Source organism: Bradyrhizobium sp. WSM3983, from assembly GCF_000473045.1.
Lineage (GTDB): Bacteria > Pseudomonadota > Alphaproteobacteria > Rhizobiales > Xanthobacteraceae > Bradyrhizobium.
Genome location: NZ_AXAY01000026.1, coordinates 132,618 through 147,440 on the forward strand (window position 1 = coordinate 132,618; position 14,823 = coordinate 147,440).

Consider the following 14,823-nt stretch of genomic DNA (forward strand, 5'->3'; position numbering starts at 1 on the left):
ATGGGTTGAGCCCTTGCGAAACCCATCATCCTTCGTGTCTGCGGGCGGATTGATGGGTTTCGCTGGCGCTCTACCCATCCTACGAGCTGACCCCGGAAACCGACATTGATGGCTCCCCGTCCTAGGCCGGTACGATCACCTTGCCGATCGGCCACAGCGCGATGCCCGCGAGCTTCAGATGAGCCCAGGCAAAGGGAATGCCGATGATGGTGACGGCGAAGATCACGGCCGTTAGGACATGGCCGAGCGCCAGCCACCAGCCGGCCAGCACGAACCAGATGATGTTGCCGATCACCCCAAGCGGGCCGGTGCCGATATCGCTTGCGCCCGTGACCTCATCGCGGCTGACCGCGCGCGAGCCGAACGGCAGCAGGGCATACACGGCGATGTTGAACGCGGCCCGCGCCCAGGGCAGGCCGATGATGGTGATCGCCATGATGATGGACGCCACCAGCCAGCCGAATGCCATCCAGGCACCGCCGATGAGAATCCAGATGACGTTGAGCAGAATGGAAACTGGGGCCATGGCATGATCCGGGGTCAATGAGCCCTCTTATAGCACGACCGCCGCGGTCATAGTCCACGACGCCGGCTGCGTTCGGCACGCAGCGATGTGCCGACAAATCCAACATCCTCGATCCCGCGCGAGATCTCCTTCGCGCAGAGCCACAGCGTCAGCGCCGCGGCGCCGATCGCGGCCAGCCCCGCAATGAGAACAGGATTGAGACAGAATGTGACGAGAAAATTATCGAGCGGCACGGACCCCGTTGGCCAGCGCGGGCTGCAAGACGATGCCAGCGCCCAACCGGAGAGCATCACGGCGGCAGCGTTCGCTCCAGCCAAGGCCATCACGACGATCGCAAGACCCTTCTTCATGGAGAGGACGAGATCAATCAGCTTCACGACGGCACAACATGCGACCACGATAACGATGGCCAGGCCCCATCCGGAAACGCCGGCTGCGATAGCCTGGGCCTGGCCGCTCCAGGCCCACAGTGCCGCAACACAGGCAAGCAGGGTCAGATTGACCTTCACGGCTTCGGGAAACTTGCACCGAAGCGCGTAGGGATTCGCCTTCTCGACGAGGTCCAGCAATGCGCAGGCGATCAGCCCGGCCGCAAAGCCGCCGAGATGGACGCCCCAGTCGATGCGGGAATTGCCGAGCGCAAACGCGATGTTCAATCCGATGTTGATGGCGAAGAAGTCGAATCTCACGTCGAGCTTGCCGAGGATCCACAGGCACAGCAGAGCGCCCAGAATGCCCGACGTGGCGCCGGACGCACCGACCGTCAAATAGGGCGTCGAGTGGATGCCATTGCCGATGACGGCGCCGAACACCATCGCGCAGAGATAGATGACAAGGAAATAGGCCGGTCCGACCCGCCGCTCGAGATGTCCGCCCCACAGCACGAGGCACAACATGTTCATCGTGAGGTGGACGAAATTGACGTGCAGGAGGCCATAGGCGAACAGGCGCCAGTACTCATGCCGCGCGATTGCGGTCGAATACATGCCGCCGTAGCGATACAGCAACTCCGCCGGCGCCGCCGGGCCGCCCGCCTGGATGAAGCAAAACCCCGACGCGAGGACGGTCACCGTCATCAGCGCGTAGACGGCGGCATGCGGGACTTCGAAGAAGCCGGGACTGGCGCGGTATGAGGGCATGGGGGATCGCTAACGTCTGGACAGAACGGCAGCCTACCCGAGCCACATGATGTTTGCCACCCCAGCGTGCGCAGGACGGGACTATCGCCCTCAAACTTCGGCTCGCCCGTCGAAGACGCGCTTCGCGCTTTTGCCCGGCCATGACGGAGAACTCGCTAGTCCGCAAACTTCGGCGCGCGCTTTTCGAGATTGGCGCGGACCGCCTCGGTCTGGTTCGCACTGCCGATCAACTTCTGCTGCTCGACGGACTCCGCGAGCAGCGCGGGGCCGGGATCGACCGAGAGGTTGTTGAGCAGGCGTTTTGCCGCGCGGATCGCATCGGGGCTTTTTCCCGCGATCTCGCGCGCGACTTCGAGGGCGCTAGCGCGCGGATCATCGCAGATGCGGGTGGCGAGGCCGTAGGTCATCGCCTCCTGCGCGGAGAAGATCCGGCCGGTATAGGTGAGATCGCGCAAGATGTCGTCGCGCACCAGCGAGGCCAGGATCGGGGTGCCCGCCATGTCGGGCACGAGGCCCCATTTGATTTCCATGATCGACATCCGCGCATCGGGCGTGAGGAAGCGCATGTCGGCGCCGAGTGCGAGTTGGAAGCCACCGCCAAAGGCAACGCCCTGGATCGCGGCGATCACGGGAACCGGAAGCTGACGCCAGCCCCACACCGCAGCTTGCGGAAAGTTCGCCTGGCCATGCGTGCGCGCGGCGAGATCGCGATTTTCGCCACCCGGAATTCCGTTGCCACCCTTCTCCTTCATGGCGGCAAAACGCCCCATGTCGAGACCGGCGCAGAAGGCGCGGCCCTCACCGGACAGCACGACGACGCGCACGCCTTTTTCCTTCGAAAGACGCTCAGTTGCCGCGACAAGGGCCTCGAACATGGCCTGATCGAGCGCATTCATCTTGTCTGCGCGCACCAGGCGCACGTCGGCGACGCCTTCCGAGATCGAGATCGAGACGCGCTCTTCCATGGATGAATTCTCCCCTGTTCTTGTTCGGTGCCGCTTTACAGAAAGCTGGCGGCCGGATTTAGTCAATCGACCAATTAACTGACAATCCGTACGGGAGAAACAGCCATGTTCAAGGAAAATCTTCTGGCTGGACGGCGCATTCTCGTGACCGGCGGCGGGACCGGGCTCGGCAAGTCGATGGCGGCGCGCTTCCTCCAGCTCGGCGCCGAGATACACATCTGCGGCCGGCGCAAGATCGTCTGCGACGAGACCGCGACCGAACTGATGGATCAGTATGGTGGACGCGTCACCAGCCACGGCGTCGACATCCGCAACGCGCTCGCCGTCGAAGAGATGATCGAGAACATTTTTCGCGATGCGCCGCTGACCGATCTCATCAACAACGCGGCCGGCAATTTCATCTCGCGCAGTGAGGAACTCTCCCCGCGCGGCTTCGATGCCGTCGCCAACATCGTCATGCACGGCACGTTCTATGTGACACATGCGGTCGGCAAGCGCTGGATTGCCTTGAAGCAGCCCGGCAACGTCGTCTCGATCACCGTGACCTGGGTGCGCAATGGCTCGCCCTACGTGGTGCCGTCGGCGATGAGCAAGTCGGCCATCCACGCCATGACGATGTCGCTCGCGACCGAATGGGGCCGGTACGGCATCCGCCTCAACACCATCGCCCCGGGCGAGATTCCGACCGAGGGCATGAGCAAGCGCATCAAGCCGGGCGATGAGGCCGGCGCACGCACCAAGGCAATGAACCCGATGGGCCGGGTCGGCACCATGGAGGAACTGCAGAACCTCGCCGTGTTTCTGATTTCCGGCGGCTGCGACTGGATCACCGGCGAGACCATCGCCATGGATGGCGCGCAAGCGCTCGCCATGGGCGGCAATTTCTACCAGCTTCGCGATTGGAGCGACGACGATTGGAAGACCGCGCGCGAGAGCATCATGGCGCAGAACGAGAAGGACCGGGCGAAGCGGGGGTAATCTTCGTCGTCCCGGCCTAGTGCGCAATTGCGCACGGGGGCCGGGATGACTCAGGGAAGAGAGGTCACGCGCAACAACGGCTAATGCTTCCCCGGCCCCATATACCCGAACAGGAACCCCGCCACCTTGCGCATCTGGATCTCTTCGCTGCCTTCGGTGATCCGATAGCGGCGGTGGTGGCGGTAGATGTGCTCGAACGGCTTGTGGCGTGAATAGCCCATGCCGCCGTGGACTTGCATGGCGCGATCGGCGGATTCGCAGCAGAGACGGTTTGCCCAGTAGTTGCACATCGAGACGCGATCGGAGAGCGTGCTCTCGATCTGCTCTTCGTTGAGCTGGTCCATTTCCCAGGCGGTCTTGCGGATCAAAAGGCGCAGCATCTCGGCTTGCGTCGCGAGCTCGACCAGGGGGAACTGTATCGCCTGGTTCTCGGCCAGCGCCTTGCCGAACGGTCTTCGCTCGCGCGCGTATTTGACGCTCTCGTTGATGCAGTAGACGGCGGCACCCAGCGAGCTTGCGGCCTGACGAATGCGGTTCTGGTGCACAAAACATTGCGCCAGCGACAGGCCGAGGCCGACCTCGCCGAACTGGGCATCCTCCGGCACGAACACGTCCGTGAAGCTTACCCGCGGGTGATCGGTCGGCATGTTGAAGGTCCACATGTACTCCTCGATCCTGACGCCGTGGCTCTTGGCCGGCACCAGGAAGCAGGTGATGCCGCTGGCATCGCCGTCATTGCCGCTGGTGCGCGCGAACAGCGCGCAATGCGTGGCGACGTGCATGCCGGTCGTCCACATCTTCTCACCGTTGATGATCCAGCCCTTGACGTTGTCACGGGTCGCCGGCACCGCACGCGTCTCCATGTGGGTCGCGTCCGAGCCGTGATGCGGCTCGGTCAAGCCAAAGGTGATGCGGTACTTGCCCTTGATCGAGCCGTCGATCATCGCCTTCTGGTCGTCGCGGCCATAGCGATCGAGCATGGTGACAACAGGGAAATTGCCGACGATGGAATGCTCGTTCTGAAGATCGTTGTGCAGGCCAAGGCCCTTGGCCGCAAAATGCTCGCGGATCACGGCCATCCAGAGGTTGGAGCCGTCCTTGCCGCCATATTGCTTCGACACGGGAAAGCGGAGATGGCCGGCGGCGTCCGCAAGATCCTTCGCCTTGCGCAGCAGCGCTTCCCATTCGTGACGCGGCAGACCGCCGTTCTCGAAATCGGTGCGCGCCCATTCGCGGCGATGATCGAAGAAGCGAATGTTGTCGTCGGCCTGTTCCAGCGGTTTGATCTCGCGTTCGATGAAACGATCGAGCTCCCCGAGATAGGCGACGAGATCGGCAGGCAATGAGAAATCCACGGTTCTCTCCCGGATGATTTTTATCGTTTTGCGTTAAGGCGCTGGGCGCGTTTTTGCTTCGCACGATTAAGGTGAGAAGAGCGCGCGCAAGTCAAGCAACGCGAGGCGTGTGAGAGGCGCAAGGCGCATTGCGCAATTCGATGGTGCTCCAGTGCTGAGGCGCGGTAGTATGACGCCAATATTCCTTCACGAGAAACTGCGGGAGCGCGCGATGGAGCTGAAATTCTCAACAGTGGAACGCAAGGGGCCGATCACGATCATCATGCTGTCGCGGCCCGAGGTCTACAACGCGCTGCATATCGATGCGCATTTCGAGCTCAACAAGGTGTTTGACGATTTCGCGGCGGATCCCGAGCAATGGGTCGCTGTCGTCACCGGCGCCGGCGACAAGGCGTTCTGCGCCGGCAACGACCTGAAGTGGCAAGCGGCGGGCGGCAAGCGCGGCTGGGACAAGGGCGGCTTTGCCGGCCTCACCTCGCGCTTCGACTGCGACAAGCCGATCATCGCCGCTGTCAACGGCGTCGCCATGGGCGGCGGCTTCGAGATCGCGCTCGCCTGCGATCTGATCATCGCATCGGAGAACGCGACCTTCGCCCTGCCCGAGCCGCGCGTGGGCCTCGCCGCCCTTGCCGGCGGCCTGCACCGGCTGCCGCGGCAAATCGGCTTGAAGCGTGCCATGGGCATGATCCTCACCGCGCGTCACGTCAGCGCCAAGGAAGGCCATGAGCTCGGCTTCGTCAACGAGGTGGTGCCGCAGGGCGAAGCGCTCGCGGGCGCGCTACGCTGGGCGGAGATGATCACCAGGAATTCGCCGATGTCGATCCGCGCCTCGAAGCAGACCATCCAGAAGGGGCTTGGCGTGTCGCTGGAGCAGGCGATCGAGGAGCAGCGCGAGTATCCGGCGGTAAAGGCGATGGTGGCGTCGCAGGATTACATCGAGGGCCCGAAGGCGTTCTCGGAGAAGCGGCCGCCGAAATGGGTGGGGAGGTAATCGGTCTTTCTCCGCCCGTCATTGCGAGGAGCCCTTGCGACGAAGCAATCGAGACTGCCTCCGCAGAAAGACTCTGGATTGCTTCGCTGCGCTCGCAATGACGGCGGATGGAACGTCGCCTACGCGCCCCGCGACAACTCCCGCTTGTACGATGCGTAATTCGGCTGATCGACCGCCAACTTGTCCATCGTGGTCGCCCACAGATGCTCGGCGAGGCCCGGCGTTGCGAGGTCCACCTCGCCCTTGGCAATGCGCTCGGCGAGCGCGCGATTAAGCTCGGTGACCGAGCCGTCCATGCCGAGCAGCGCGCGCAGCCGCTCTACTTCCTTCAAATCACTCCCCTCCTCCCATGTCAGCTGCCGCGTGACGAGATCGAGGATGTTGACCGCAACGCGCAGCTTGAAGGCCTGGTGGCCCGAGATCAGCGGGGTGATGTCGCTACGGAGGAAATCGGCGACCGCCTTGGTCAGCTCGATCGGTGTCGGTTCGTCTTGCATGGTCAACTCCCGCGCGGCGCAAGCAGCCGCAACAGATCGATCTCGGTCTCCGAGGCGCGGCGGCCAATCATCGCGCGCTCCATGGAATGATCCGGCCCCTCCCGGAACCGCTGCATCATGCCGCCGCACATGATGCCCCAGCGCAGCGTGCCCATCACTTCCCAGAATTTCACGCGCGCAGGATCGACCCTGCGCCCCGCGGCCTCGTAGCCGGCGAACAGCTCCTCGCGCGAGCCAAAACCGCCCGCCGGCTTGTCGATCTCGCCAAACCGCCAGGAGTTGACGCAGACCCAACCGAGATCCTCCATGGGATCGCCGAGATGGGCGAGCTCCCAGTCGAGCACGGCGCGGACGCCATCGGCACCGATGATGAGATTGCCGTTGCGGAAATCGCCATGCACCAGCGTCGTCTCGGCCGAGGGCCCTGGATTATGGTCGCGCAGCCAGCGTAACGCCAGCTCGAATACCGGCTTTGGCCAATTGAGGCTGCGATAGTCGCGATCGAGCTCGCTGATCTCCTCAGTCGCGGATCGGCTGCGCAGCTCGGGCAGCTTGTCCTGCGGCAGCCTGTGCAGGCCCGCGAGCACGCCGCCGATCTGCCGCGCGAGATGCGGCCGCGCCGCGGCGAATTCATCATCCCGAAGAATCTTGCGCGCGATGGTTTCGCCCTCGACCCGCTGCATGATGAAGCCGGTGCCGAGATCCTCGTCCGGCGTCAGCACATGCATCACGCGTGGCGACGGTACGCCTGCCTCGTAGGCGAGCTGCATCAGCTGCGCTTCGGCGGCAAGACCCGCCGCGCGCGTTGGCGCCGCGCCATAGCCCTTCGGCGAGCGGCGCAGGATCGCGCCTATCGGCCCGTCGGGATGCACGATGTCGAAGCGCCAGGTCTCCTGACTGGCGCCGCCCGACAGTTTTGCGGCGCCGGTGACACCGGTCGCACCGGGACACCAACGCTGAACGCTGCGGGAAAGCTCCGCCTCGATCATTTGCCTTTGAACTGCGCGGGCCGCTTCTCCAGAAACGCGCCGACCCCCTCGCGAAAATCCTGCGTATCGCCGGCGCGCAGCTGGCATTGGAATTCGAGATTGAGCTGGTCCTCGAATGAATTTTGCGGGCTGTCCCAATAGAGCTTGCGGATCAGCGACAGCGCGATCGTCGGGCCGCTGGCGAGATCGCGCGCGAGCTTCATCGCCTCCTCCATCAGCACGCCGTCGTCATAGACGCGGTTGACGAGGCCCCATTCCAGCGCCTTCTCGGCCGGCAGGCGCTCGCCCATCAGCGACAATTCGACCGAGCGCGCCTTGCCGATCAGGCGCGGCAAGAGCCAGGTCGAGCCGCAATCTGGCACCAGGCCGATGCGGCGAAACGCTTGCAGGAAGTAGGACGAACGCGCGCATAAAATCATGTCGCCGAGCAGCGCGAAGCTCATCCCGGCGCCGGCCGCCGGACCGTTGACCGCGGTCACGATCGGGCAATGCAGATTGCGGATGCGGCGCAGGAACGGATGAAAGCCGGTCTCGAGCGTCAGGCCGGCCTTGGTCTTCTTCGATTGGTTGTTGCGGCCCTGGAGATTCGCACCGGTGCAGAACGCGCGGCCCGCTCCGGTCAGCACGACGCAGCGCACCTCGTCCCGTTTCTCCTCGATCGCGTCGAGCGCCTCGGAGAGCCCGCCCAGCATGTCCATGGAGACCGCGTTCATCACCTCCTGATGGTCGAGCCTGAGGATTGCCACCGAACCATCGAATTCGAGCGTGACGTGTTTGAACTGCATGGTTTCCTCGTCAGTTGCGGCCAGCGATGTTTCGCAGACCGGAATTAGTTTTGCCGGGGCGCATATTTGATTTTTGGCGCGCTCTTGTCCATGGTGACCAACGATATTTTCGCGTGCCGTGGTGGGCACGCTGCGCTTTGCCCACCCTACGGTCTCTGGTTTTGTAGGCGCAGAGGGAACGGGCAAAATGTTTTCACACATCATGATTGGCACCAACGACCTCGACAAGGCGAAGGCGTTCTACGACAATTTGCTGAACACGCTCGAAGTGCGCCCGGCACGGGTCGACGGCCATCGCATCTTCTACATCACCAAGACCGGCGTGTTCTCGGTGTCGAAGCCGATCAACGGCGAGCCCGCAACGTGTGCCAATGGCGGCACCATCGGCTTTGCCTGCAACTCGCCGGAGCAGGTGGATGCGTGGCACGCGGCAGGTCTCGCCGCCGGCGGCAAGACCTGCGAAGACCCGCCCGGCGTGCGCCAGGGGCCCGGCGGCAAGCTCTACCTTGCTTATCTGCGCGACCTCGACGGCAACAAGATCTGCGCGACGCATCGGATGCCGAACTGAGCTGCAACCACACACGCTGTGTCGTCCCGGCGAAAGCCGGGACCCATACCCCCAGGGAGAAGTTTGGCGCGAGCTGGCGACCGCGAGTCTTCGCCAAACTTCTCCCTGTGGTTATGGGTCCCGGATCTGCGCTCCGCTTCGCTGCGCTTGTCCGGGACGACGTGGAGATAGCTCGCGATCCCGTTCAAACAACATTTCAAACGCCCTCGCGAAATTCCATCGCATGGCATGGCTCGCGCGAGAAAATGCGCGCTCGCGCTTTGGCCGCGCTGCGACTATTCTCCGGCCCAACGCGATCAGTGCCCCCGGGAGGAACAATGACAAAGCACGCCTACATTCCCCGCACCACCAACTACACGCTCAATCCCGGCGATGAGCTCAACGACCTCCGCATGTCGGACCAGGTCCGGCCGCTCTACGATCACGTCAGGAAATTCATCCGCGACACCGTCGAGCCGATGTCGATCGAATTCGCCAAGGCCGGCGAAGGCAAGCAGGATCGCTGGAGTTTTACGCCGAAGCAGCTCGAGGTGCTCGAGGTCGCCAAGAACAAGGCCAAGAACGAAGGCCTCTGGAACTTCTTTCTGCCCGATGACGAGACCGGCCAGGGCCTGAAGAATCTCGACTACGCCTATATCGCCTCCGAACTCGGCAAGAGCCCGCTGGCTTCGGAAACCATGAACTGCTCGGCGCCGGACACCGGAAACATGGAGGTGCTGGAGCGCGTCGGCACCAAGGAGCAGAAGGAGACGTGGCTGAAGCCGCTGATGAACGGCGAGATCCGCTCAGCCTATGTCATGACCGAGCCGAACGTCGCCTCCTCCGACGCCAAAAACATCTCGACCACCGCAAAGCTCGTCGGCGACGAATGGGTCATCAACGGCGAGAAGTACTACATCTCCGGCGTCGGCGATCCCCGCTGCAAGATCCTCATCGTGATGGTGAAGACCAATCCCGATGCGGCGCCGAGCAAGCAGCAGTCGCAGATCCTGGTGCCGCGCGACACGCCCGGCGTCGAGGTGCTCGGCCCGATGTACGTGTTCGGCCAGGACCACGCGCCGCGCGGCCACATGCACATGCGCTTCAACAATGTCCGCGTACCCAAGGAAAACATGCTGCTAGGTGAGGGCCGCGGCTTCGAAATCTCGCAGCTGCGTCTCGGGCCCGGCCGCATCCACCACTGCATGCGCACCATCGGCAAGGCCGAGAAGGCGCTGGACCTGATGGTGCAGCGTGGCCTCACCCGCGAAGCCTTCGGCAAGAAGATCGCCCATCTCGGCGGCAACATGCAGATCATCGCGCAGGCACGCTGCGAAATCGAGGCGATGCGGCTGATGGTCTTGAAGGCCGCCAAGGCCATGGACGTGCTCGGCAACAAGGAGGCCCGCGTCTGGGTCTCCATGGTCAAGGCCATGGTGCCGGAGCGCGCCTGCAAGATCATCGACCAGTCGATCCAGATGCACGGCGCCACCGGCATCTCGCATTGGACCCCGCTCGCCGAGATGTACCAGGACGTGCGTCACCTGCGCTTTGCCGACGGTCCGGACGAGGTGCACTGGATGGTGGTCGGCCGCCACGAGCTGAGCATGGCGTAAAGGTCTCTCCTCTTCCCACTCGGGGAGAGCCGTAGGGTGGGCAAAGGCGCGCTCTTCGCGCGCCGTGTCCACCATCTCGGGCATCACAAAGAGTGGTGGGCACGCTTCGCTTTGCCCACCCTACGATATTCGCAAGTGACGTTATGCAGTCTTCGCTGCCTCGATCTTGTCCTGGGTCTTGGTCTCGAAATCGCTGGCGTCGTGGCGCTCGTGGAGCTGGCTCGCGGGATCGCCGGAGACGCGGTTGACCATGCGGCCGCGCTTGACGGCCGGGCGCTTGGCGATCTCATCGGTCCAGCGCTGCACGTTCTTGTAGTCGTGCACCGACAAAAATTCGCCGGCACCGTAAACCAGCCCCTTGGCAAGCGCGCCGTACCACGGCCAGACCGCCATGTCGGCGATCGTATATTCTTTTCCCGCGAGATATTCGTTGTCGGCAAGACGTCGGTCGAGCACGTCGAGCTGGCGCTTGACCTCCATCGCGAAGCGGTCGATGGCGTATTCGATCTTGAACGGCGCGTAGGCGTAGAAATGGCCAAAGCCGCCGCCGAGATAGGGCGCGCTGCCCATCTGCCAGAACAGCCAGGACATCGCCTCGGTGCGGGCCTTGATCTCCTTCGGCAGGAAGGCGCCGAACTTTTCGGCGAGATAGAACAGGATCGAGCCGGATTCGAAGATGCGGATCGGCTCCGGGCCGGAGCGGTCCATCAGCGCCGGGATTTTCGAGTTCGGGTTGATATCGACAAAACCGCTGCCGAACTGATCGCCGTTGCCGATCTTGATCAGCCAAGCGTCGTATTCGGCGCCCTTGTGGCCGAGCGCCAGAAGCTCCTCCAGCATCACCGTGACCTTCACCCCGTTCGGCGTCGCCAGCGAATAGAGCTGGAAAGGATGCTTGCCGACCGGGAGCTCCTTGTCGTGAGTGGGGCCGGCGATCGGCCGGTTGATGCTGGCGAACTGACCGCCGTTCTCCTTGTTCCAGGTCCAGACCTTGGGCGGCACGTAGGCGGGGGAATCGGTCATGCGAAGAGCTCCGGCGGAAAGATGCGCCTGCATTAATTAGCCCGCCAACGGCCGATGGCAAGCCCTGCCGGCTCTGCGTTGCGCGCGGGCCTCGGGCCGGTGTCATGCAGTCTAGCCTGTCACCAGCCTGCGCAGCTGATGATCTGGCGGCACATGGCGACGTGACGCTCTCTTCTTAGGTTATGCAGCGGAATGGTTCGTCCACGACGCAACGCCTACGCGCAAGATGCTCGCCCAAATCCGGCGTGGCATCACCTGCAACGAAGGGCTAGCGTCGAACGGCCCTCGCAAGGCAAAACAAGAAGAGCAATGCGAAGGCCGCCGGGAGAGGACCATGAAATCGCCGATCTGCGACATGCTGGGCATCGAGTTCCCGCTGCTCGCCTTCAGCCATTGCCGCGACGTCGTTGCGGCCGTCAGCCGAGCCGGCGGTTTTGGCGTGCTCGGCGCCACCGTGCACACGCCTGATACGCTCGAGCGCGAGCTGAAATGGATCGACGATCACGTCGACGGCAAGCCCTATGGCATCGACGTGCTGATCCCCGAAAACATTTCCACTGCAGGCCAGAAGGACGTCACCTGGAAGAGCCTGGAGGCGCGTGTGCCGCAGGAGCACCGCAAATACACCAGCGATCTCCTGAAGAAATACGACATCGAGCTGACCACAACGGATGTGGCTGACGACCAGCCGCAGCCGTTCGACGCCGAGACCGCGCTGGAGCTGCTAAAAGTCTCCTTCAACCATCCGATCCGGCTGATCGCAAACGCACTCGGTGTGCCACCAAAGGCGATGATCGAGATGGGCAGGAAGCACGGCGTGCCGGTCGCAGCGCTCGTCGGCGCCAAGGAGCACGCGCTGCGCCAGGTCGCAGCCGGTGTCGACATCCTCGTGGTGCAGGGCACCGAGGCCGGCGGCCATTGTGGCGAGGTCTCGACCTTGGTGCTGGTGCCGGAGGTGATCAAGGCGATCAAACCGATCCGCGACGTGCCGGTGCTGGCGGCCGGCGGCATCATGACGGGGCGGCAGATGGCGGCGTGCATGGCGATGGGCGCGGCCGGCGCCTGGACCGGCTCGGTTTGGCTCGCGACCGTCGAGTCCGAGACCTCTGAGATCTTTCGCGAAAAGATGATCGCGGCGTCTTCGCGCGGCGCGATCCGATCGAAGGGCCGCACCGGCAAGCCGGCGCGGCAGCTCCGCTCGGTCTGGACCGATGCCTGGGACCGCGCGCCGGAGAGCCCGGGCGCACTGCCGATGCCGCTTCAGAGCATCGTCAGCCGCGACGCCTTCAACTCAATTGATCGCGCCGCGGCCGCCGGCAACACCAAGGCGCGCGACCTCGTCAGCTATTTTGTCGGCCAGGGCGTCGGCCTGATCGACAGCGTGAAGTCGGCGGGCGCCGTGGTGCAGGAGTTCAAGGAAGAGTTTGCCGAAGCCGTCGAGCACATGAATGCGCTGGTGGCGGAGTGATGTTGTGCGCGACCCATCCTTCGAGGCTCGCCCAGCGGCGCAATGCGCCGCTGAGTTCGCACCTCAGGATGACGCCTCCGCCGTAGCCGTCACTCTGAGGTGGCCGCTTCTTCAGCGGCCCTCGAAGGACGACGGCGTGCCTAAGCTCTGAAACGCGAAGCAAGAAGAAATGACCATCTCCTCTCCCTCCGAAGACCGCATCCCCGTCATCGTCGGCATCGGCGAGATCGTCGACCGTCCCAAGGAGATCACCGAGGGCCTCGAGCCACTCGATCTGCTCGAACAGGCACTACGACGCGCAGAAGTTGATGCCGGCGCAAAGCTGCTCGTCGAGGTGCAGTCGCTCGACGTCGTCAATTTCCTGAGCTGGCGCTATCGCGATCCGGAGAAGCTGCTGGCGCAACGGCTCGGCATTGGGCCCGAACATTGCTATTACGGCCCGGTCGGCGGCGAGACCCCGATCCGCTACCTCCACGAGGCCGCAAAGCGCATCGCGCGCGGCGAATGCACTGTGGCGGCGGTCTGCGGTGCCGAGGCGCAATCGACTGCGACCAAGGCGGAGCGTGCCGGCGTAAAGCTGCCATGGACGCCGTTCGCGCATGATGTCGCGGAGCCTAAGCGTGGCGCGGCGTTTCAGAAGCCGCTGGCCATGCAGCTCGGCGTGTTCCGCCCTGTCACGGTCTATCCGTTCTACGAGGCCGCCTCCTCCGCGCATTGGGGCCAGACGCCGCGTGAGGCGATGGTGGAATCGGGGACGTTGTGGTCGCGCTATTCGGAGGCCGCCGCGCAAAATCCCAATTCCTGGCTGAAGCGGCGCTATGCGCCAGAGGAAATCACGACGCCGACCGCGGACAACCGGCTCATCGCCTGGCCCTACAACAAGCTCATGGTCGCCAACCCCAGCGTCAACATGGGCGGCGCGCTGTTGCTCACCAACCTTGCCAAGGCGCGCGCGGCCGGCATTGCCGAAGATAGACTGGTCTATCCGCTCGGCGGCGCCTCCGCAGAGGAGCCGCCCGACTATCTCGTGCGCGACCAGTTTTACGAGAGCCATCCGCAGAACGCGGTGCTGAAGACCGTGATGGACATCGCCGGCGGCAACGGCAAAAAGTTCGACGCGATCGAACTCTATAGCTGCTTTCCTTGCGTACCAAAAATGGCGCGGCGGACGCTGGGTCTGGGCGCCGATGTGCAGCCTACCGTGAACGGCGGCCTCACCTTCTTCGGCGCACCGCTCAACACCTACATGACGCATGCAGCCTGCGCGATGGTGCGGCGGGTGCGCGGCGGCGACAAGCTCGGTCTGCTCTACGGCCAGGGCGGTTTTGTTACCAAGCACCACGCGCTGGTTGTTTCCAAGGTGCCGTCGCGTGACGCGATTGCGCAGGAGACCAGCGTGCAAGGCGAGGCCGACCGCAACAAGCGTGCGGCGCCGGAGTTCGTCACGGAAGCCTCAGGCAAGGGCAAGGTCGAGAGCTTTACGGTGCTCTATAGCCGTGGCGGCGATGCCGTGCACGGTGTGGTGATGCTGCGTACGGCGGATGACCGGCGCACGTTGGCGCGGATTCCGGCGAGTGATCATGCGACGCTTGCGCACCTGCTCGACATGAACCGCACGCCGGTCGGCTCGCTCGGCGAGATCGCGATGGCCGCGGATGGTGTGCCGGAGTGGCGGGTGGCGTAGCTCTTGTAGGGTGGGTTAGTCTTACTGCGTCATGGGCGTCGTCGTCCATTGGATGCTGCGCCGATGCCACAGCATGGACATCGCGGCAAGGTTTTAATGAGCATGCGGATCAATCGGGCGCGCATGGTTGCGATCGAGTTCGGGACGTGGCGTTCAGGCCGCGTGGGCGGAGCCTCTCGGTCGATAATCGTCGGGTAAGCGAGGTACCGGGACTGACGGGGCGGAACGTGGTCCTGAGGGGGGAATCGTCGCCTGCTCGG

Annotated in this window: 14 protein-coding genes; 6 read left to right on the forward strand and 8 right to left on the reverse strand. The window is 63.8% G+C overall.

What is annotated here, in order from left to right; genetic code table 11:
• Positions 1-121: 121 nt before the first annotated feature.
• From YUA_RS0129845 to YUA_RS0129855, 3 genes are all read right to left on the reverse strand, one after another.
• Positions 122-526 (reverse strand): YccF domain-containing protein, encoded by a 405-nt coding sequence (locus tag YUA_RS0129845; RefSeq protein ID WP_027533991.1) that lies wholly within the window; start codon positions 524-526, stop codon positions 122-124.
• Between the two features lie 47 nt (positions 527-573).
• On the reverse strand, positions 574-1,665 hold the full coding sequence (locus YUA_RS0129850; RefSeq protein ID WP_027533992.1) for a rhomboid family intramembrane serine protease: 1,092 nt from the start codon (positions 1,663-1,665) through the stop codon (positions 574-576).
• Positions 1,666-1,820: 155 nt separating this feature from the next.
• Complete coding sequence (locus tag YUA_RS0129855; protein ID WP_027533993.1) at positions 1,821-2,630, reverse strand: crotonase/enoyl-CoA hydratase family protein; 810 nt, start codon at positions 2,628-2,630, stop codon at positions 1,821-1,823.
• A 105-nt stretch (positions 2,631-2,735) separates the two neighbouring features.
• On the opposite strand from YUA_RS0129855, the gene YUA_RS0129860 reads away from it, so the two are divergent.
• Positions 2,736-3,608, forward strand: coding sequence for an SDR family oxidoreductase (locus YUA_RS0129860; RefSeq protein ID WP_027533994.1), 873 nt, complete (start codon positions 2,736-2,738; stop codon positions 3,606-3,608).
• 80 nt (positions 3,609-3,688) lie between these two features.
• Here the strand turns inward: YUA_RS0129860 and YUA_RS0129865 are convergent, their stop codons facing one another.
• On the reverse strand, positions 3,689-4,963 hold the full coding sequence (locus tag YUA_RS0129865) for an acyl-CoA dehydrogenase family protein (RefSeq protein WP_027533995.1): 1,275 nt from the start codon (positions 4,961-4,963) through the stop codon (positions 3,689-3,691).
• A 211-nt stretch (positions 4,964-5,174) separates the two neighbouring features.
• Between YUA_RS0129865 and YUA_RS0129870 the strand changes: the two genes are divergently transcribed.
• Complete coding sequence (locus YUA_RS0129870) at positions 5,175-5,954, forward strand: enoyl-CoA hydratase-related protein (RefSeq protein WP_027533996.1); 780 nt, start codon at positions 5,175-5,177, stop codon at positions 5,952-5,954.
• Positions 5,955-6,073: 119 nt separating this feature from the next.
• On the opposite strand, the gene YUA_RS0129875 is transcribed toward YUA_RS0129870, so the two are convergent.
• From YUA_RS0129875 to YUA_RS0129885, 3 genes are read right to left on the reverse strand one after another with little or no spacing between them, the layout of a single operon-like run.
• A complete protein-coding gene (locus YUA_RS0129875) occupies positions 6,074-6,451 on the reverse strand; it encodes a DUF6285 domain-containing protein (RefSeq protein WP_027533997.1) in 378 nt (125 codons plus the stop codon).
• 2 nt (positions 6,452-6,453) lie between these two features.
• Positions 6,454-7,440 (reverse strand): phosphotransferase family protein, encoded by a 987-nt coding sequence (locus YUA_RS0129880; protein ID WP_027533998.1) that lies wholly within the window; start codon positions 7,438-7,440, stop codon positions 6,454-6,456.
• Positions 7,437-8,225, reverse strand: coding sequence for an enoyl-CoA hydratase/isomerase (locus YUA_RS0129885; RefSeq protein WP_027533999.1), 789 nt, complete (start codon positions 8,223-8,225; stop codon positions 7,437-7,439). Before YUA_RS0129885 ends, YUA_RS0129880 begins: the two co-directional genes overlap by 4 nt.
• A gap of 187 nt (positions 8,226-8,412) precedes the next feature.
• On the opposite strand from YUA_RS0129885, the gene YUA_RS0129890 reads away from it, so the two are divergent.
• A complete protein-coding gene (locus tag YUA_RS0129890; protein ID WP_027534000.1) occupies positions 8,413-8,793 on the forward strand; it encodes a VOC family protein in 381 nt (126 codons plus the stop codon).
• A gap of 317 nt (positions 8,794-9,110) precedes the next feature.
• The gene (locus YUA_RS0129895; RefSeq protein ID WP_027534001.1) at positions 9,111-10,388 is read left to right on the forward strand and encodes an acyl-CoA dehydrogenase family protein; all 1,278 of its coding nucleotides are present in this window, start codon (positions 9,111-9,113) and stop codon (positions 10,386-10,388) included.
• Between the two features lie 141 nt (positions 10,389-10,529).
• Here YUA_RS0129895 and yghU read toward each other — a convergent pair whose 3' ends face one another.
• Positions 10,530-11,411, reverse strand: coding sequence for a glutathione-dependent disulfide-bond oxidoreductase (gene yghU / locus YUA_RS0129900; protein ID WP_027534002.1), 882 nt, complete (start codon positions 11,409-11,411; stop codon positions 10,530-10,532).
• A 334-nt stretch (positions 11,412-11,745) separates the two neighbouring features.
• Between yghU and YUA_RS0129905 the strand changes: the two genes are divergently transcribed.
• Together YUA_RS0129905 and YUA_RS0129910 are read left to right on the forward strand one after the other, a co-directional pair.
• Complete coding sequence (locus tag YUA_RS0129905) at positions 11,746-12,879, forward strand: nitronate monooxygenase (RefSeq protein WP_027534003.1); 1,134 nt, start codon at positions 11,746-11,748, stop codon at positions 12,877-12,879.
• Between the two features lie 169 nt (positions 12,880-13,048).
• On the forward strand, positions 13,049-14,563 hold the full coding sequence (locus YUA_RS0129910; protein ID WP_027534004.1) for an acetyl-CoA acetyltransferase: 1,515 nt from the start codon (positions 13,049-13,051) through the stop codon (positions 14,561-14,563).
• The last annotated feature ends 260 nt before the right edge of the window (positions 14,564-14,823 follow it).